This window comes from Lysobacter sp. HA18 (assembly GCF_054057595.1).
Window position 1 is genome coordinate 2,872,045 of sequence record NZ_JBSRZL010000001.1, and the last position, 16,538, is coordinate 2,888,582.

General features: G+C 68.1%; 18 protein-coding genes and 1 pseudogene. 5 read left to right on the plus strand and 14 right to left on the minus strand.

The window, feature by feature from the left end:
- Positions 1-19 precede the first annotated feature (19 nt).
- Genes nrdR through glyA form a run of 3 tightly spaced genes read right to left on the minus strand, consistent with a single transcriptional unit; the run spans position 20 to position 2,336 of the window.
- Positions 20-544: a transcriptional regulator NrdR gene (nrdR, locus tag ACVWWW_RS14005; protein ID WP_027081859.1), complete on the minus strand. Its 525-nt coding sequence runs from the start codon at positions 542-544 to the stop codon at positions 20-22.
- Entirely contained in the window at positions 544-1,077 is a 534-nt protein-coding gene (locus ACVWWW_RS14010; protein ID WP_027081858.1) for a hypothetical protein, read from the minus strand. Before ACVWWW_RS14010 ends, nrdR begins: the two co-directional genes overlap by 1 nt.
- A complete protein-coding gene (gene glyA / locus ACVWWW_RS14015) occupies positions 1,074-2,336 on the minus strand; it encodes a serine hydroxymethyltransferase (protein ID WP_027081857.1) in 1,263 nt (420 codons plus the stop codon). The genes ACVWWW_RS14010 and glyA overlap by 4 nt, the downstream gene beginning before the upstream one ends.
- Positions 2,337-2,522: 186 nt before the next feature.
- Between glyA and ettA the strand changes: the two genes are divergently transcribed.
- The 5 genes from ettA (at position 2,523) to ACVWWW_RS14040 (ending at position 6,439) form a co-directional block, all read left to right on the plus strand.
- Complete coding sequence (gene ettA / locus ACVWWW_RS14020) at positions 2,523-4,184, plus strand: energy-dependent translational throttle protein EttA (RefSeq protein WP_027081856.1); 1,662 nt, start codon at positions 2,523-2,525, stop codon at positions 4,182-4,184.
- Positions 4,184-4,582: a hypothetical protein gene (locus tag ACVWWW_RS14025; protein WP_027081855.1), complete on the plus strand. Its 399-nt coding sequence runs from the start codon at positions 4,184-4,186 to the stop codon at positions 4,580-4,582. The genes ettA and ACVWWW_RS14025 overlap by 1 nt, the downstream gene beginning before the upstream one ends.
- Positions 4,583-4,595: 13 nt before the next feature.
- Positions 4,596-5,408 (plus strand): orotidine-5'-phosphate decarboxylase, encoded by an 813-nt coding sequence (gene pyrF / locus ACVWWW_RS14030; RefSeq protein ID WP_027081854.1) that lies wholly within the window; start codon positions 4,596-4,598, stop codon positions 5,406-5,408.
- A gap of 1 nt (position 5,409) precedes the next feature.
- Positions 5,410-5,856 (plus strand): GNAT family N-acetyltransferase, encoded by a 447-nt coding sequence (locus ACVWWW_RS14035; RefSeq protein ID WP_051234685.1) that lies wholly within the window; start codon positions 5,410-5,412, stop codon positions 5,854-5,856.
- A gap of 76 nt (positions 5,857-5,932) precedes the next feature.
- The gene (locus tag ACVWWW_RS14040; RefSeq protein WP_051234683.1) at positions 5,933-6,439 is read left to right on the plus strand and encodes a hypothetical protein; all 507 of its coding nucleotides are present in this window, start codon (positions 5,933-5,935) and stop codon (positions 6,437-6,439) included.
- On the opposite strand, the gene ACVWWW_RS14045 is transcribed toward ACVWWW_RS14040, so the two are convergent.
- From ACVWWW_RS14045 to gspG, 11 genes and pseudogenes are all read right to left on the minus strand, one after another.
- On the minus strand, positions 6,440-7,273 hold the full coding sequence (locus tag ACVWWW_RS14045; RefSeq protein WP_036140998.1) for a glycosyltransferase family 2 protein: 834 nt from the start codon (positions 7,271-7,273) through the stop codon (positions 6,440-6,442).
- Positions 7,270-8,139 (minus strand): glycosyltransferase family 2 protein, encoded by an 870-nt coding sequence (locus ACVWWW_RS14050; RefSeq protein ID WP_456998719.1) that lies wholly within the window; start codon positions 8,137-8,139, stop codon positions 7,270-7,272. Before ACVWWW_RS14050 ends, ACVWWW_RS14045 begins: the two co-directional genes overlap by 4 nt.
- Before the next feature lie 4 nt (positions 8,140-8,143).
- Positions 8,144-10,468 (minus strand): type II secretion system secretin GspD, encoded by a 2,325-nt coding sequence (gspD, locus tag ACVWWW_RS14055; protein WP_081671922.1) that lies wholly within the window; start codon positions 10,466-10,468, stop codon positions 8,144-8,146.
- Positions 10,469-10,476: 8 nt separating this feature from the next.
- Positions 10,477-11,217: a hypothetical protein gene (locus ACVWWW_RS14060; protein WP_051234681.1), complete on the minus strand. Its 741-nt coding sequence runs from the start codon at positions 11,215-11,217 to the stop codon at positions 10,477-10,479.
- A 217-nt stretch (positions 11,218-11,434) separates the two neighbouring features.
- Positions 11,435-12,082, minus strand: a pseudogene (gene gspM, locus ACVWWW_RS14065) (type II secretion system protein GspM); the annotation flags it as partial.
- Positions 12,079-13,227: a PilN domain-containing protein gene (locus tag ACVWWW_RS14070; RefSeq protein ID WP_456998720.1), complete on the minus strand. Its 1,149-nt coding sequence runs from the start codon at positions 13,225-13,227 to the stop codon at positions 12,079-12,081. The pseudogene gspM and the gene ACVWWW_RS14070, both read right to left, overlap by 4 nt.
- The gene (locus tag ACVWWW_RS14075; protein ID WP_027081851.1) at positions 13,224-14,105 is read right to left on the minus strand and encodes a type II secretion system protein GspK; all 882 of its coding nucleotides are present in this window, start codon (positions 14,103-14,105) and stop codon (positions 13,224-13,226) included. Before ACVWWW_RS14075 ends, ACVWWW_RS14070 begins: the two co-directional genes overlap by 4 nt.
- Positions 14,102-14,743, minus strand: a complete 642-nt coding sequence (locus ACVWWW_RS14080) for a prepilin-type N-terminal cleavage/methylation domain-containing protein (protein WP_027081850.1) — start codon at positions 14,741-14,743, stop codon at positions 14,102-14,104. Before ACVWWW_RS14080 ends, ACVWWW_RS14075 begins: the two co-directional genes overlap by 4 nt.
- Complete coding sequence (gene xpsI, locus ACVWWW_RS14085; protein ID WP_027081849.1) at positions 14,740-15,159, minus strand: type II secretion system protein XpsI; 420 nt, start codon at positions 15,157-15,159, stop codon at positions 14,740-14,742. Before xpsI ends, ACVWWW_RS14080 begins: the two co-directional genes overlap by 4 nt.
- Positions 15,159-15,647, minus strand: coding sequence for a type II secretion system protein XpsH (xpsH, locus tag ACVWWW_RS14090; RefSeq protein WP_027081848.1), 489 nt, complete (start codon positions 15,645-15,647; stop codon positions 15,159-15,161). Before xpsH ends, xpsI begins: the two co-directional genes overlap by 1 nt.
- Positions 15,644-16,084, minus strand: a complete 441-nt coding sequence (gene gspG / locus ACVWWW_RS14095) for a type II secretion system major pseudopilin GspG (RefSeq protein ID WP_027081847.1) — start codon at positions 16,082-16,084, stop codon at positions 15,644-15,646. The genes xpsH and gspG overlap by 4 nt, the downstream gene beginning before the upstream one ends.
- Between the last annotated feature and the right edge of the window lie 454 nt (positions 16,085-16,538).

Consider the following 16,538-nt stretch of genomic DNA (forward strand, 5'->3'; position numbering starts at 1 on the left):
ATGCGCGGCGCGCGCGGACTCAACGGCGGCGGCCCTTCTCGGGCTTCGGCTCGTCATCCGCGAGCAGGGGCAATTGACCTTCCGCCGGCGCGACGTCGCGTTCGAGGCGGTCGAGTTCCTCGCGGAAATCGGCGACGTCCTCGAACGCGCGATACACCGACGCGAAACGCACATAGGCAACGTGGTCGAGCTTGCGCAACTCGCCCATCACGAACTCGCCGATGCGTCGCGACGGCACTTCGCGTTCCGTCGTCATGCGCAATTGATGCACCACCGAACGCACCGCCGCCTCGATCTGTTCTTCAGCGACCTGGCGCTTCTGCAGCGCGCGATCGAAGCCGGTGCGCAGCTTGCGCGCATCGAAGGCCTCACGCCGGCCGTCGCTCTTCACGATCGCCGGCAGCTTCAGCTCGATGGTCTCGAGCGTGGAAAACCGTTCGCCGCAGGCTTCGCAGACGCGGCGACGACGGATCGTCGCGCCGTCCTCGGACACGCGCGAATCGATGACGCGCGTGTCCTGGTGCTGGCAGAACGGGCAGTGCATCAGCGGGCGTGGTGCGCGCCCTGCACCGCAGGGCCGCCGCGCGTGTAGTCGACCACCACCACGGTGACGCCGGTCGACGCCGCACCGTCGTAACGCGCCGGCGTGAAGTGGCTGCGCATCACGGTGCGCGCCGCGGCCATGTCGAAGTGCGAATCGGTGGTGCACAGCGGTTCGGCGCGCTGCGGCTGGCCATCGGGGCCGACCAGCGCGGCGACCACGACGGTGACGTTCTTCGGCGCCAGTCCGTCGGGCATCACGAGCTTGCCCCAGCGGTCGACCATCGGACGCTCGCGCGTGGTGGCAGCGGCAGGTGGCGCCGGCCATGCGTCGCCGAACACCTGGCCGAGCGTTGCGCCGGCATGACGCTCCTGATCGCCGGCATGACAGGCGACCGGACGATCGCGCTGCGCGGGATCGGTGTAGTCGCGCTGCGAGGAGATGTCCTCGCCGGTCACATCCACGGGCGCGGCGGCGTCCTGCGCAACGGCGAGCGCGGGTGCCAGTACGGCGGCGAGCAACAGGATGCGGATCATGCCTTTGCTCCATACACCGGGAAGTTCGCGCACTGCGACTGCACCGCATCCGCAACGCGTTCGATCACTGCTTCATCCTTCGGATTGTCGAGGACATCGGCGATCCAGTTGGCGAGCGCGATGCACTCGGCTTCGCGATAGCCGCGCGTGGTGACCGCGGGCGTGCCCAGACGCAGGCCCGAGGTCACGAACGGCGAGCGCGGGTCGTTCGGAACGGAGTTCTTGTTGACGGTGATGTGCGCGCGACCGAGCGCGGCTTCCGCGTCCTTGCCACTGACGTCGCGGCCGATCATGTCGACCAGCATCAGGTGGTTCTGCGTGCCGCCGGAGACGATCTTGTAGCCGCGCTTGACCAGCGTTTCGGCCATGGCCTGCGCGTTCTTGACGACCTGCTGCTGGTAGGCCTTGAAGTCATCGCCCAGCGCCTCCTTGAACGCGACGGCCTTCGCCGCGATCACGTGCATCAGTGGGCCGCCCTGGATGCCGGGGAATACGATGCTCTGCAGCTTCTTGGTCAGTTCTTCAGTCGCGTTCTTCGCGACGATGATGCCGCCGCGCGGGCCGCGCAGTGTCTTGTGCGTGGTCGACGTCACCACGTGCGCGTGCGGCAGCGGCGACGGGTAGACGTCCGCAGCGACGAGGCCGGCGATGTGCGCCATGTCGACGAAGAACAGTGCGCTGACCGAATCGGCGATCTCGCGCATGCGCGCCCAGTCGACGATCTGCGAGTACGCGCTGAAACCCGCGACCAGCATCTTCGGCTTGTGTTCCTGCGCGAGTCGCTCGACTTCGGCGTAGTCGATGAAACCGTTCTCGTCGACGCCGTACTGCACCGCGTTGTAGATCTTGCCGGACAGGTTGACCTTCGCGCCGTGGGTGAGGTGGCCACCGTGAGCGAGGCTCATGCCGAGGATCGTGTCGCCCGGATTGAGCAGCGCGAAGTAGACGGCCTGGTTGGCCTGCGAGCCCGAATGCGGCTGCACGTTCGCGTAATCGGCGTCGAACAGCTGCTTGCAGCGGTCGATCGCGAGCTGCTCGGCGACGTCCACGTATTCGCAGCCGCCGTAGTAGCGCTTGCCGGGGTAGCCCTCGGCGTACTTGTTGGTGAGCACGGAGCCCTGCGCTTCGAGAACGCGCGGGCTGGCGTAGTTCTCCGACGCGATCAGTTCGACGTGGTCTTCCTGCCGCCGGGCCTCGTCCATGATCGCCTGGGCCAGTTCGGGGTCGAATCCTTCGATACGGGCGTCGCGAGCGAACATCAGGTGGCTCCGGAGGGGCATGGGGAGACGTGAATTCTAGCCCGGCGGCGCCCTTCCCCGGGCCCGCGAAGGCCCGCCCGGCCTTATAATTTCGGGCTATTCCGAATCCCACGGCTCCTGCCCTGCGCAGGCGGCCGTCGCCTGCCCCACGCCGCGCCCGGCGCGCCGTGCTTCACCGGAGCCCCCATGCAATACATCTACACGATGAACGGTGTCAGCAAGACCGTTCCTCCGAAGCGCCAGATCATCAAGGACATCTCGCTGTCGTTCTTCCCGGGCGCCAAGATCGGCCTGCTCGGCCTGAACGGCGCCGGCAAGTCGACCGTGCTCAAGATCATGGCCGGCGTCGACACCGATTTCGTCGGCGAAGCGCGCCCGCAGCCGGGCATCAAGGTCGGCTACCTCGCGCAGGAGCCCGAGCTCAACGCCGAGCACACCGTGCGCCAGTCGGTCGAGGAAGGCCTGGGCGACATCATCAACGCGCAGGCCGCGCTGGAAGCGGTCTACGCCGCCTATGCCGAGGAAGGCGCGGATTTCGACGCGCTGGCCAAGGAGCAGGAACGCCTCGAAGCGATCCTCGCCGCGGGTGATGCGCACACGCTGGAGAACCAGCTCGAAGTCGCCGCCGACGCGCTGCGCCTGCCGCCGTGGGACGCGATCGTGGGCAAGCTGTCGGGTGGTGAGAAGCGCCGCGTCGCGCTGTGCCGCCTGCTGCTGCAGAAGCCGGACATGCTGCTGCTCGACGAACCGACCAACCATCTCGACGCCGAATCGGTCGAATGGCTGGAGCAGTTCCTCGCGCGCTACACCGGCACCGTGGTGGCGGTGACGCATGACCGCTACTTCCTCGACAACGCGGCCGAGTGGATCCTCGAACTGGACCGCGGCCGCGGCATTCCGTGGAAGGGCAACTACACCGACTGGCTCGTGCAGAAGGACGAGCGCCTCAAGCAGGAAGAGAACCAGGAAAAGTCGCGCCAGAAGGCCATCCAGAAGGAACTGGAATGGGCGCGGCAGAACGCGAAGGGCGGCCGCTCGAAGGGCAAGGCACGCCTTGCGCGCATCGAGGAACTGCAGTCGGTCGACTACCAGCGTCGCCAGGAAACGAACGAGATCTTCATTCCGCCGGGCGAGCGCTTGGGCAACAAGGTCATCGAGTTCAAGAACGTCTCGAAGAAGTTCGGCGACCGCCTGCTGATCGACGACCTCTCGTTCTCGGTGCCGCCGGGCGCGATCGTCGGCATCATCGGTCCGAACGGCGCGGGTAAGTCCACGCTCTTCAAGATGATCATCGGCAAGGAGCAGCCGGATTCGGGCACGATCGAAACCGGTCAGACGGTGAAGCTCGCGTACGTGGACCAGAGCCGCGAAGCGCTGGAAGGCAACCACAACGTGTTCCAGGAAGTGTCGGGCGGCCTCGACATCCTCAACATCAACGGCATCGAGATCCAGTCGCGCGCGTACATCGGGCGCTTCAACTTCAAGGGCCAGGACCAGCAGAAGATCGTCAGCGCGCTGTCCGGCGGTGAACGCGGCCGACTGCACATGGCGAAGACGCTGCTGCAGGGCGGTAACGTGCTGCTGCTCGACGAACCGTCCAACGACCTCGACATCGAAACGCTGCGTGCGCTCGAAGACGCGCTGCTCGAGTTCCCGGGCAACACGTTCGTGATCTCGCATGACCGCTGGTTCCTCGACCGCATCGCGACGCACATCCTCGCGTTCGAAGGCAACTCGCACGTCGAGTTCTTCCAGGGCAACTACCGCGAGTACGAGGAAGACAAGAAGCGTCGCCTCGGCGCGGAAGGCGCACAGCCGCATCGCCTGCGGTTCAAGGCACTGAAGTAATGCAGGTGCTGATCCTGGTCGTCGCCTTCATCGCGCTGCTGGCGTTCTCGCCCGTAGCAGCGGCGAAGTTGGCGGCCTGGATCGCAGCGACCACGACGGCGACGCGATTCTCGACCGCCGCCGTCGCGCAGGAAGCGCCCGGTTGGGGCGCTTCGTTGCGGGCAGTCGCATGGTCCTCGCTGCTGCCCGTCATCGTGCTGTTCGCGTTCTCGGGTTTCGCACTGGGCACCGGCGGCGTGCACCTCGCGACCGCGGCAACGCTCGCGTTCGCCGGTGTGTTGTTCGCCGCGTATGTACTCGGCTTCCGGCTTGCGCTCGGGCTCGACATGAAGGCGAGCGCGATCGTGGCACTCGTTGCATCAGTGGTATCCGTCGCGGTTGTCCTCGTACTGCACTGAAACGGAGATCGGCATGGGCTTCATGCGGGCATTGCGCAATCGCTGGCAGCAGGCGAACACGCTGGTGTGCGTAGGCCTGGATCCGGAGCCGTCGAAGTTCCCGGCGCGCTTCGCGAACGATACGGACGCGGTGTTCGCGTTCTGCCGCGACATCGCGGATGCGACTGCCGACTACGCCTGCGCGTTCAAGCCGCAGATCGCGCATTTCGCGGCGCTGGGTGCGGAACACGCACTGGAACGCTTGATCGCGCACCTCAAGTCCGCGCATCCGGACGTCCCGGTCATTCTCGACAGCAAGCGCGGCGACATCGGCAGCACCGCGCAGCATTACGCGACGGAAGCCTTCGACCGCTACGGCGCGGACGCGGTGACGGTGAATCCGTATCTCGGCCGCGACGCGCTGCAACCGTTCCTCGATCGCGCCGATCGCGGCGTCATCATTCTCTGCCGCACGTCGAATCCGGGTGCGGGCGAGTTGCAGGACATGCTCGTCGCAGGACGACCGCTGTACCAGCACGTCGCCGAGAAGGCGGCGCTGGAATGGAATACGAACGGCAATGTTTCGCTTGTGGTCGGCGCGACGTGGCCGGAGCAGCTCGCCGAAGTTCGTGCTCTGGTGAAGGACGTTCCGCTGCTGGTGCCTGGGGTCGGCGCACAGGGCGGCGACGCTGCCGCAGTCGTGTCGAACGCCAAGACGCCCGACGGCACCGGCCTGATGATCAGCTCGTCGCGCGCGGTGCTCTACGCATCGAATGGCGACGACTACATGGCTGCGGCCGGCGACGCTGCACGCGCACTTCGTGACCTGATCAACGCGAGCCGCTGACGTGGAGGACGCGGTCGTCATCGCGCCATTCACCGCCGACGATCGCGACGACTGGCAGCGCCTCGCCGAGGGCTACAAGGCGTTCTACGCGACGCCCACCACGCCCGCCGAATACGACGCCGCATGGGCGCGACTGCTCGAAGACAACGCGGTGCACGGCCTCGGCGCGAAGCTCGACGGCCGGCTCGTCGGCATCGTCCATTACCTGTTCCACCCAACGGTCTGGGCCGAGCGCACCTGCTACCTGCAAGACCTGTTCACCGACGAGGCGGCACGCGGTCGCGGCGTCGCCCGTGCCCTGATCCAAGCCGTCGCAGACGATGCAGGCAGTCGCGACGCGACCCGCCTCTACTGGCTGACGCAGGCGCACAACACCACCGCACGCGCGCTGTACGACCGCATCGCCGAGCACCGCGGCTTCATCCGTTACGAGTACCCGCTGGCCTGATTCAGCTTCGCGGCGTCCGCGTGAGGCGGCGGCACGGTCGCGGCTGCTAGCGTGCTTGGGAACGACGGAGCCCGCCATGTCCCATCGCATCGCACGCTGGATGTCGCCGCTGCTTCTCGCCGTCGCGCTGCCCGCGCTCGCGCAGGAGTCGACATCGAAGCCTTCGCCGGAATGGTGGGCGGACGTCAACGTCGCCTCGTACCACTTCGAAAGCGCGGACGACTATCTCGGCCCCGGCCAGCACTTCAACCAGAACAACTACGGCGCCGGCGTCGAAGTGCAATGGCAGCCGCGGCATGGTGCATCGGTCGGCTACTACCGCAACTCGGTGTACGAGGACTCGTGGTACGCGCTGTATCACTACACGCCGCTGTCGCTGGGCCAGCATGTTCGTCTGGGTGCGATGGTCGGGCTGGTGAGCGGGTATCCGGGCTACAACAACGGCAATGCGGCTCCGGGTGGTGCACTGGTGGCGAAGATCGAATACCGCCGCGTCGGCATGAACCTGATCTACCTGCCGCGCATTCCCGGCTCGACGCCGAACACGCTTGGCCTGCAGCTGAAGTTCAAGCTGAGCCCGTGATCAGCTGACGCTGCGCCACCAGGCGCGCAGCGACGCGATGACGAAACGCGTCGCGATGACGACGGCGACCAGCGCACGCAGCGGTCCGCTGCGATGTGGCGCCTCGAAGCGCGAGAAGTAGCGCCACAGCCCGCGGTGCTTGTGCCATTCGACGAAGAACGGCCGCGAGCGACTCGACACGCCGCGCACGTGCATAACGCGTACGCCGTTCGCGATCGCGACCGTGCCGCCCGCATCACGCACACGCCGGCACAGGTCGAGGTCTTCGGCGTGCAGACGATAGCCTTCGTCGAAGCCGTTCACAGCGTCGAACAGCGCGCGCGGCATCAGCATCAGTGCACCGGAGATCGCGTCGACGCGCTGGATCGGTTCGCCCGTTGATGCAATTGAGAGATCAGTACCCTCGCCTGCGAGCATGCGCGCGAAGTCGGGATCGCGGCGTCGCGCGGCGGCGTCGGGAATGCCGTCATCGTCGACGAGTTCGCAACCGAGCAGCGCGGGCGCGATACCGGTCGCGATCGCGCGCAACCGCGCCAGCGTGTCGCGCTCGACCAGGCAATCGGGATTCACGAACGCGATCCACGCTGCGTCGGTATCGCGCGCGCCCTGGTTGCAGGCGACGGCGAAGCCGGGATTGTCGGGATTCGCGACGAACTTGAGGCGCGGCTCGCCCGCGGCGATGCGTTGCACGATCGCGAGCGTGCCGTCGTCGGAGGCGTTGTCGATCACGCGGATCGCGGTGACGCCGTCGGCGCCGCGCAATCGTTGCAGGCAGAGCTCGATCGTCTCCGCGCTTCGATACGTGACGACGACGACCGCGATGCCGTCGCTCATGGCGCGACTCCGAACAGGTCGGCCTGCGCGTCAGCGCCTGCGCGTTGTGCGATCACTTCAGCGATGCGTTCGCGCTGCTCGCGCAACGGATCGCCCATCAGGAATTCCGCGAGGCGCGTGTTCCAGTGCGGCCAGCGCGCGGCGACGCGATCGAGGTCGCCGTCGGCCGGATGCCCTTCGTCGAGCCGACCGACGAAAGCCTGCGTGCACAGCAGGTCGCTGCCGCCGAACGCCTGCAGGCGCAGGCAGAGGTCGATAAGTGCGGCGTACCACGATGCATAGCTCGTCGCATCGACTCCGCCGGCCTTGCGGCACGCGCTACCGCGAATCAGCACTGCGTGGCCGACCGCAGCGGGCAGTGGCGCAGGGTCGAGTGCGGCTTCGGCGAGTACGTCGGCCAGACGCGAGGTGTCGTCTGGCAACGGCGTGACGTCGCCCAGCCGCGGCCACGCAGCGGTCTCGCCGGCATTGCTCCAAGGAGTGACAGTCGATGCATGCGGCGCATCGTGCAGGCAGCGCGTCACGCGCGTGAGCCAGCCCGGTGCGGGACGTGCATCGTCCGCGAGCACGACCACGTCGGCATCGCCGCAGGTACGCAGCACATCGGCCAGATGCGCCGCTTCGCCCAGCGAACGCGGGCGACGACTGTAGTCGGCGCTCATGCGCGTGGTCGCGAGCCATGCATCGACGACCGCACGCACGCGCGGCCCGCCGCGCGCATCGTCGGCGAGCCAGACGCGCGTGCGCGCGGGCGTGGTGGCTTCGAGCGCGGCGAGGCAGCCGTCGAGCACGGCATCGTCGGTGCCCACCGGGACCACCACGATGGGCAGGGCGTCACCATGCGCCGCCGCGGCGATGTCGGTCACCGTGTCAGCGAACCTCGATCCCGCCGCGCACCTTCTGCTTGCGGTGCAGCGGCTCCATCGCGCGGAAGCGCCGCGTGTAGTCGTCAGTGAGGTCGCGCACTTCCTGCGGGTTGCGCACGACGGTCGGCGTCAGCAGCACGATGACTTCGTTGCGATCGGTGCGCGAGTTCTGCTTGCCGAACAGGCCGCCGACAACCGGAATGCGGCTCAGGCCCGGGAAGCCGGACGAACCACGCTGCACGCCGTCGCTGATGAGGCCGGCGAGCATCACGGTGTCGCCGCTCTGCACCGCGGTTTCGGTCTTCACCTTGCGCGTGTCGATGCGCACGTTGCCGTTGCGATCGGCGACGGTGCCAGGCGAACTCACTTCCTGCACGATGTCGAGGAAGACCATGCCGTCGCGCGTGATGCGTGGGCGTACTTTCAGGATGATGCCGGTGTCGAGGTACTGCACCTGGCTGTAGGTGACGCCGCCGGTGCCGGTGCCCGGATCGACCGTCACCGACGAAATCGGAATGCGGCTGCCGACATTGAGCGTGGCTTCGGCGTTGTTGCGCACGAACACCGACGGCGTCTGCAGCAGCTGCAGGTCGGTAACCTGGTCGAGCGCACTGATCACCGCCGCGGCGTTCTTGCCGAGGAACGTCCACGCCATGCCCGGGTTGACGATGCCGTTGCCGTTGATGTCGCTGCTGGGGCGGATGCTGCCCTTCAGATCGCCCCAGATGTTGCGGCCCGCCGCGTTCGGCAGGCCTGCGCCGCCGGCGGATGTCGGATCGCTCACCGCCTGTTCGAAGAACCAGTTGACGCCGTACTGCAGTGCGCCGCTGAGCTGCACCTCGACTACCTGCGCTTCGATCTGCACCTGCATCGGCATGACGTCGAGACGTTCGATGACGTCGCGCATCGACGCCCACGCCTGCGGCGTGCTGCGCACCAGCAGCGAATTGGTTTCGTCGACCGCCGATACGCCGACATGCTGGCCGTCGACATCGAACGCGACGGACCCGTTGCCGTTACGACGCGGATCCAGCGATAGCGACGACGACATGCCGCCGCTGTCGCTGCCTGTGCCGCCCGTGCTGCCCATACCGTTGTCGCTCGACGGCGTCGAGCCGATGCTCGCGCTGGAGCCGTTGCCGTTATCGCGCAGTTCGGTGGAATCCAGGCCCGGCATCAGCGACGGCTGCGCGCCGGTGTCACCACCACTGCGACCACCGCCACCGCCGAACACTTCCGACAGGCGATCGGCGAGATCCTTCGCCTTGATGTACTTGAGTTCGTACGAGTACAGGCGCGGCTCGCTGCCGGCGCCGTCGATGCGCTCCAGCCACTGCTGGATGTCGTCGAGGTACGCGGCCTGCGGCGTGATCGCCAGCACCGCGTTCGCGCCTTCCAGCGGCATGAAACGGAACATGCCGGCGACCGGCGACTTGCTGGTCTCGCCGAACACCTTCTCGAGATCGGCGACGACGCGCGAGGCACGGCCCGACTGCAACGGAAACACGCCGACCGACATGCCGGCGAGCCAGTCGACGTCGAACGTCTCGATGGTGCGCAGGTAGTTCTCGAGCTCGGCGCGCGTGCCCGCGACGGTGATGATGTTGCGTGCGTTGTCGACGTTGACGATCGCATTCGGCCGCGCGTACGGCTTGAGGATCTTCTCCATCTCCGTGGCGGACACGAACTTCAGCGGCACGGTGCGCGCTTCGAAACCGCGCGCGGTCGACGCCGGGCCGGTGCGCGGCGCGACGGTGCCGGCGAGTGCCTGGTCGGCCGGAACGATGTTGTAGCGGCCGCCGCTGTACACCATGCGCGCGTTGTTCCAGCCCAGCACCATCTCGAGCAGGTTCAGCGCTTCGGCGGGGCTGACGGGCTTGGGCGTCGCGAGCGTCACGGTGCCCTGCACGCCCGGCGCGATCACGTAGTTCTGGCCGAGCATGTCGCCGAGGATGGCTTTCACCACGGCCTGCACCGACTCGCCCTCGAAGTTGAACGTCGCCGCGCCGCTGCTGCCGCCCAGGCGCGACGGCGGTGCACTCGCGACACGGTTGTTGATCACCGTGCCGGTGCCGCGTCGGATCTGCGCGCGCGGACCTTCGTCGCGGGCGGGCAGCGGTGCGGTGGTCACGCCGTTCGCGTTCGTGACGATGGTGTCGCCCGCGGGTGCCGACGAGGTGCCCGCGACGGGGCCGTCGAGCCGGCCATCGCGACGGACAACGGGTGGCGTGACCGTGGTGCAGCCGGCCAGGATCGATGCGATCGCGAATGCGGTCGTCGAATGGCGCAGCGCCGGACGGAGGACGGAGGAATCAGGCAGGAAGGTCATCGCGGGACTCAGCGGGTCGTCGGCGGCGGCACGGCCGTCGCGGGCGGGTTGGCGTTCTGGGCGCGCCGGCGCATTTCCTCGCGGCGGGCTTCGATGCGTTGGCGGATCTGCTCGATCTGCGCCGGATCCGGCGCGGGCGACGCATCGGTCGGTGGCGGCACGGGCGTGGATGGCGCTGGCGAATTCATCATCGTCGTGTTGACGGGCGCGGATGACGTCGACGCGGTGGGCGAGCTGCCGCCCTTGCCGTCGTAGACGCGCAACGTGAGCTCCTTCTGGCCTTCGGGGCCTTCGAACACGGCGCTACGCGGCTTGAGCGAGATGAGCCGCCAGTTCGGCCGCGAATCCGCGGCGTCGCCGATCTTGACGCGCCAGGACTCGGTGCCGTCGAGCTTCTGCACGATCGCGATGCTGGCCTGCGGCGAGATGAGCACGCTGGTCAGCACCAGGTCGAAATCGGTCGGCGCGTCGGCCTGACCGTTTTCGGTCACGAGCGAGAACGGATGCGGACGGCGATCCGTCGCGAACAGCGGTCGCGCGGCGATCTCGCCGTACTGGCCGATCGGACCGAGGCCGGGGGATGCATCGTTCGCAGGCAGCGTCGGAATGCGGCTGCCCTCGATCGCGCCGCCCTTGCCTTCCGGCAGATGGCCGCCCATGCCAGCCAGCGCCAGCACCCAGGCGAGCACGGCCCAGCCGGCGAACGCGCCGAGCAACAGCGTGCGCGGGGCGACATGGTCAAGGCGCACCGGGACCTCCCGATGGCGGCGTGGCGTTCGACGAATCCGCCGGCGCGCCCTGCGGCGCAGTCGGCACCGGCAACGGCGCGGGCGGCGGCAACGACGGACCGGTGATCATCGACCGCGGCGGCGGCGCGACGTCCGCAGGATTCGGCGGCGGGCTGCTCGGCATCACCGACGGCCCGGCGGATGGCGCGACGACTGGGCCCGCGGACATCGGCGCGGGTGGCGGCGTCGACACCGGCATCACGACCGGCGCAACCGCCATGCCTTCGACCATCGAGCCGGCGGGCCGCAGGTAACCAACGAGGTCGAAGCTCACGTCAAGCCCGCCGTCGCGATTGTTCGCATCCATCCCGCCGAAGAAGCGCTGCGCGAGGATGTTGAGGTTCTCGACGAACAGTCGCGGTGTGCCGGCTTCGAGCGCATGCAGCACCGCCGCGAGTTCCGGCGTGCCGCAACGCAGGCGCACCTGCACGGCGACGCGCGTGTACGCCTCGCCCGATTCGTTCTGCAGTGGCGAGCGGTTGCTGATCTGGCAGCTGCGATTGCCGGGACTTGCCTGCGACACCACCGTCTCGAGGCGCTGCACGAGACCGGCGACGGCGAGTTCAGGCGTGGCTTCCGACAGGAAACCCGGGCGCGTCGCGAGGCGCTGCTGCGCTTCCTGCAGTCGACGCTGCACGGCGGGCGCCTGCGCGAGTTCGGCGCGAAGACGCGCGTCGCGTTCCTGCAACTGCTCGATGCGTGCGCCGACTTCGCGCATCGGCACCGTCCACCACGGATGGATCAGCACGCCGTAGGCGATCAGCAGCAGGGCGACGAGCAGGCCGAGTGCGAGCCAGCGTTCGCGATCGGTCACGACCGGCGTCATCGCGACGCCTCGGTCGTCTTCGCATCGCTGCGACCGAGTTCGGCCGTCAGCGTGAAGCGATCGCGGTTGGTCGCGGGATCGGGCTGCAGCGCGCCGGCGAGCGCGGGCGAATGCCACAGCGGCGCGCCTTCAAGGCGGTTCACCAATGACGGCGCTGCGTTGCTGAGCCCGATCAGCGTCAGGCGGTCACCTTCCATGGCGAGCTTCTCGAGATACGTGCCGTCGGGCAGGCGCTGGCTGACCTCGTTCATGACCTCGACCGCAGTCGGCCGTTCGGCACGACGCTTGTCGAGGAAGGCTTGGCCGGCGATGAGTTCGACCAGCGCCTCGCGTTGCTGCGCGGCCATGCGTGCGGGGCCGCTGCGTGCACGCACGGCCTGCTCGAGCTGGTCGGCGGCTTGGCGACGGTTGTCGAGCACCGTGACCAGCATGAAAGCGATGGCGATGATGCCGACGCCGGCGAGCACGCGGTTCCACACCTGCCACGGGTCACGCTGGCGACGACGCGCCGCCGGATCGAGCAGGTTGACGCCGCGCGGCGTGCCGTCGATGTCGAGCACGTCGACGCCGGCAAGGCGCCCGGCCAGTGGGCCGAGTGCGCCCAGCATCGGTTCGGCGCGCAGGCGCGGCGCGGCGACGAGTTCGATGTCGAGCTGTCCATCGGGACGACGACCGACGAGGCGCGCGTCGTACAGCACGTCCTCGGCGGCGAACGGGGTCTGGCGATCGAGTTCGAAACGCACGACGTCGCGCAGACGCTCGGCGGCGGCGGCGGGCAGAGCGAGGCGTCGCACCAGCGCGGCGGTAGCGGGCAGCACGAGCCAACGCGGCAGGTCGACGGCGCCGGAGCTCAGCACGGTCGCGAGCGGATCGTCACCGGGTGCATCGATGAGCGCGGGAAGCCGGCCGAGGTCGCGCAGCTCGCCTTCGCGTTGAAGTTGCAGGCGCACTTCGCCATCGGCGAGCGGCATCAGCAGCAGACGGCCACGATCGACGCCCAGCGCGCGGCGCACGCGCGCAGGCAGCCACGCGGCGAGCGCATGGCCCCACCAGGCGAGCAATCCACGCAGGCTGGTGGCCTGCGGGCCGAGACGGGCGATGAAACGCCCGAGGCCGCGCATCGGGCCCTCGAGAATCGAGGTCATGGTGACGGAATCCCCTCCTCCCAACGCAACGGTGTGTAGGCCATCCCCGGAATGGCGCTGCCCCCGGTGCGTACTACCGCGCCCAGCGTGGCGATGCGTCCGCCACGAAGCCGGGCCCGGCTCTCGATACTATACGTTCCGCTTCCGAACGCCTGCAGGCTTTCGCCGCCCGGAATCGCCGGAAGCGGTTGCCCCGTCGACGGATCCCAGGCGTCGCGCTGCTGGACGATCGCCTTGCCGTCCATGCCCATCGCGGTGAGCACCGGCGCGGCCGCGAACGCGGGCTCCGGTCGGCCGCGACCACTGAACACCGTCACGTACGGCGCCAGCCTGCGGAAGTCATCGCCGGTGAAGCCGAGCACCTGCAGCAGTTCGGCCGTGCTTTCGAAGTCGGCATCCTTCGCGCCGTAGTCGCGGCCGGCCGACGCGTAGTCCGCGTCCTCCGCGCCGCCCGACGGCTGCGTGAGCTGGTCGGCGTCGCGCCAGTCGATGACCGCGCTCGCGAGCTTCTCGGCGCGCTGGCGGTCGATGCCCACCGCCGTGAACAGGCCGACCAGCAACGGCGGGTCGGCGTGGTTGAGATCGACCTTCGCATCCTCGTCGACGATGCGGATCTCGACGTCGGCGCCTTCGAACACCCATTTGTAGACGCGGCCGTCGGGCCGCCATTGCTGGCGCGGATCGGCCTGCGACACCCGGGTCAGCGCGTACTCCAAGCCGGCCCGCGCGATCTCATCCCCTTGCACGCCGTCGACCAGCGCGCGGCCTTGCATGCCTTCGGTGCGCGCGGTGAGCGAGAACGCACCGACCAGCGCGATCAGCAGCACCATCAGCCACAGCACGAGGAGCAGCGCGGCGCCGCGCGTCCGCCGCGTCATCGGGTGATCCCGGTGGCGTACGCGGCAGCGAGGCGAGGCGCGACGTCGAGCACCGGCCACGGCTTGCCGTCCTCGCCGGTGACGCGGATTTCGACGAGCAACGGAAGCTGTTCCGTCGTCGTCGTCCAGTCGTCCTGCCATTCGGCTGGCTTGCCGTCCTCGCCGACGCCGCGATAGTGGAATTCGACACTGCGCAGTTTGTCGGCGAGCACTTCGGGATCGCGGTCGACATGCGGCGTCGCATCGCCGGGCTGCACGACCGCAAGACCGAGCGTGAGGCGCACGCCTTCGCCCGACGGCATGCGTTCGATGCGCAGGTCGTGCACGCTCGGGCCGCCGCGACCGATGTAGTCCGGCAGGTCCGACACGAAGCGCATGCGTTCACGATCACCGGCGAAACGCATCGGCTGGCCGGTTGACGAATCGATCTGGAACGGCACGGCGCGCGCGCTCGCGATGCGACGACGCAGGAAACCCTGCACGGCGCGAACGTGTTCGCTGCTGGCGGCGATCGCTTCGCCGCGACGCGCGGCACCGGTCGCGCCGGTGATGGTTGCGAACGCGAGCGTGAGGCCGAGCGCGAGCAGCACCGTCGCGATCAGGATTTCGACCAGCGTGAATCCGCGCGCGTGCTTCACGTCTGCGGCGCTCCGGAGAGATTCGCCGGCACCAGGCGCAGCGAATGCAGTTCGTAACGCTCGCGCGGGCCGCCGTCGCCCCATTGCATGGTCAGGTCGAGCGCCAGCAGCACCGGCGCGTTCGGATCGACGGGCTGCGTCGTCGGCGCGTTCGTCTGATAGCGATGCACGTGCAATTGCCAGTGGTAACGGCCGTCTTCCAGCTCGCCGTCGCGCTCGCCTTCGTGCAGCGGGCCGTCGGTGTCGACCTGGTCGAGGATGGATTGCGCAAGCAATGCAGCGCGTCCCGCATCGGCCGACCACCGCACCTGGCGGCTCGAATTGGTCAGCGTGCCCAGCAGCAACGTCAGCGCGATCGCGAGAATGCCGAACGCAACCACGACTTCGATCAGCGTGTAGCCGCGCTGGCGCTGCATCAGCGTGCGTCCGCCTGCGCGAGCTTCACTTCACCGGTGAGCCATGCGACGTCGATGTTCCATGCCGCCGCGTCGCGCGCGACCTGCACGCGTCCGCCAGTGGACGCGCCGTCGGCGAAGAATGTGATCGCGCCTTCGTCGGGCGAGGGCTGCGTCTGTCGCGCACCGATGAACGAGACTTTCAGCGTCGACGGGATCTCGCCGTGACGTCCGTCCGGTGCCTGCCAGGCATGCGTGCGTGGCTGGATCACGAAGCGCTGCGCCTGCCCGGTCGCGATCGCACGCGTGCGGGTGAAGCGCAGCTGCGCGGCGATGTCCTTCGCCGCGGAACGCAATTGCATGCCCTTGAAGCCACCGGTCATCGCGGCCGCGGCGAGCACGCTCATCACGCCGATCAGCACGATGACGATGATGATTTCGATCAGCGAAACGCCGCGCGCACGACGGGCGGCGGGTCCTGCCGTCCGACGTGGCGCGGTGCGGATCATTCGTTGCGCAGGTCGGCGTCGTAACTCGTGCCGCCGGGCTTGCCGTCCTTGCCGAGGATGATCAGGTCGAACGCGTGGCCTTCATCGCCCGGCGCCTTGTAGCTGATCGGGTTGCCCCACGGATCCTTAAGTTCGCCCTCTTTCGCGTACGGGCCGAGCCAGCCCGTCGCGCCTTGAGGCGCGGCCGCGAGGTCGGACAGCGACGTCGGGTACTTGCCGACGTCTTCCTTGTACTGGTCGATCTTCTGCGCGAGCGTCTGCACTTCGGACTTCGCGAGGTTGGCCTTGGCGCGATCCGCGCCGCCGAGGATGCGGCTGCCGACGAAGGTCAGCACCACGCCGATCAACACGATGACGATGATGATCTCGATGAGACTCATGCCGCGCTGGCTGGCGCGCGGGGCGGGCGATCGGGTCAGGGAACGGCGATTGCGCATGGCGAAGGGTTTCGGGGGAAAGGGCGACTGTTTACCAAATTCGTGACGTGAAGCGGGAAATTTGGCCGGGCTGTTCAGGACTTTTTCGTGCGGGGACGCTGAATGGATGGACCTTTGGGATGCGGGTCGGTTCCCGCGGGTTTTTCAATTCGGGGGCGGATGGAGTGATCGGGTGGTGGTTGTGCACAGGCAACTTAGTGAGCTGGCCAGTCCGATAACTCGCATCCGCATCCGCATCCGCGTTCGCGGTTCGCGGTTGACCGTCCACAATCGAATCGTTCCGAACGAGGCATTGGTGGAAGTCGGCGATGGCACGTTCTGGCACGTCACCGCGTGTGCGCCACGCGGCGCGATTCGGCTTTGCCTCATCGGCTCCGACTAGGCTCGCCTGCGGCTCACCAAGTCGGCCCGGCCCGCCGCAGTCCGGCGGGCGTAAAGAAGGCCCGCGCGGCAG

Excerpts from the sequence above, each read along its gene's own strand:
- nrdR (WP_027081859.1), bottom strand. The coding sequence starts at position 544 with ATGCACTGCCCGTTCTGCCAGCACCAGGACACGCGCGTCATCGATTCG.
- ACVWWW_RS14010 (WP_027081858.1), bottom strand. The coding sequence starts at position 1,077 with ATGATCCGCATCCTGTTGCTCGCCGCCGTACTGGCACCCGCGCTCGCC.
- glyA (WP_027081857.1), bottom strand. The coding sequence starts at position 2,336 with ATGTTCGCTCGCGACGCCCGTATCGAAGGATTCGACCCCGAACTGGCC.
- ettA (WP_027081856.1), top strand. The coding sequence starts at position 2,523 with ATGCAATACATCTACACGATGAACGGTGTCAGCAAGACCGTTCCTCCG.
- ACVWWW_RS14025 (WP_027081855.1), top strand. The coding sequence starts at position 4,184 with ATGCAGGTGCTGATCCTGGTCGTCGCCTTCATCGCGCTGCTGGCGTTC.
- pyrF (WP_027081854.1), top strand. The coding sequence starts at position 4,596 with ATGGGCTTCATGCGGGCATTGCGCAATCGCTGGCAGCAGGCGAACACG.
- ACVWWW_RS14040 (WP_051234683.1), top strand. The coding sequence starts at position 5,933 with ATGTCCCATCGCATCGCACGCTGGATGTCGCCGCTGCTTCTCGCCGTC.
- ACVWWW_RS14045 (WP_036140998.1), bottom strand. The coding sequence starts at position 7,273 with ATGAGCGACGGCATCGCGGTCGTCGTCGTCACGTATCGAAGCGCGGAG.
- gspD (WP_081671922.1), bottom strand. The coding sequence starts at position 10,468 with ATGACCTTCCTGCCTGATTCCTCCGTCCTCCGTCCGGCGCTGCGCCAT.
- ACVWWW_RS14070 (WP_456998720.1), bottom strand. The coding sequence starts at position 13,227 with ATGACCTCGATTCTCGAGGGCCCGATGCGCGGCCTCGGGCGTTTCATC.
- ACVWWW_RS14075 (WP_027081851.1), bottom strand. The coding sequence starts at position 14,105 with ATGACGCGGCGGACGCGCGGCGCCGCGCTGCTCCTCGTGCTGTGGCTG.
- xpsI (WP_027081849.1), bottom strand. The coding sequence starts at position 15,159 with ATGCAGCGCCAGCGCGGCTACACGCTGATCGAAGTCGTGGTTGCGTTC.
- xpsH (WP_027081848.1), bottom strand. The coding sequence starts at position 15,647 with ATGATCCGCACCGCGCCACGTCGGACGGCAGGACCCGCCGCCCGTCGT.
- gspG (WP_027081847.1), bottom strand. The coding sequence starts at position 16,084 with ATGCGCAATCGCCGTTCCCTGACCCGATCGCCCGCCCCGCGCGCCAGC.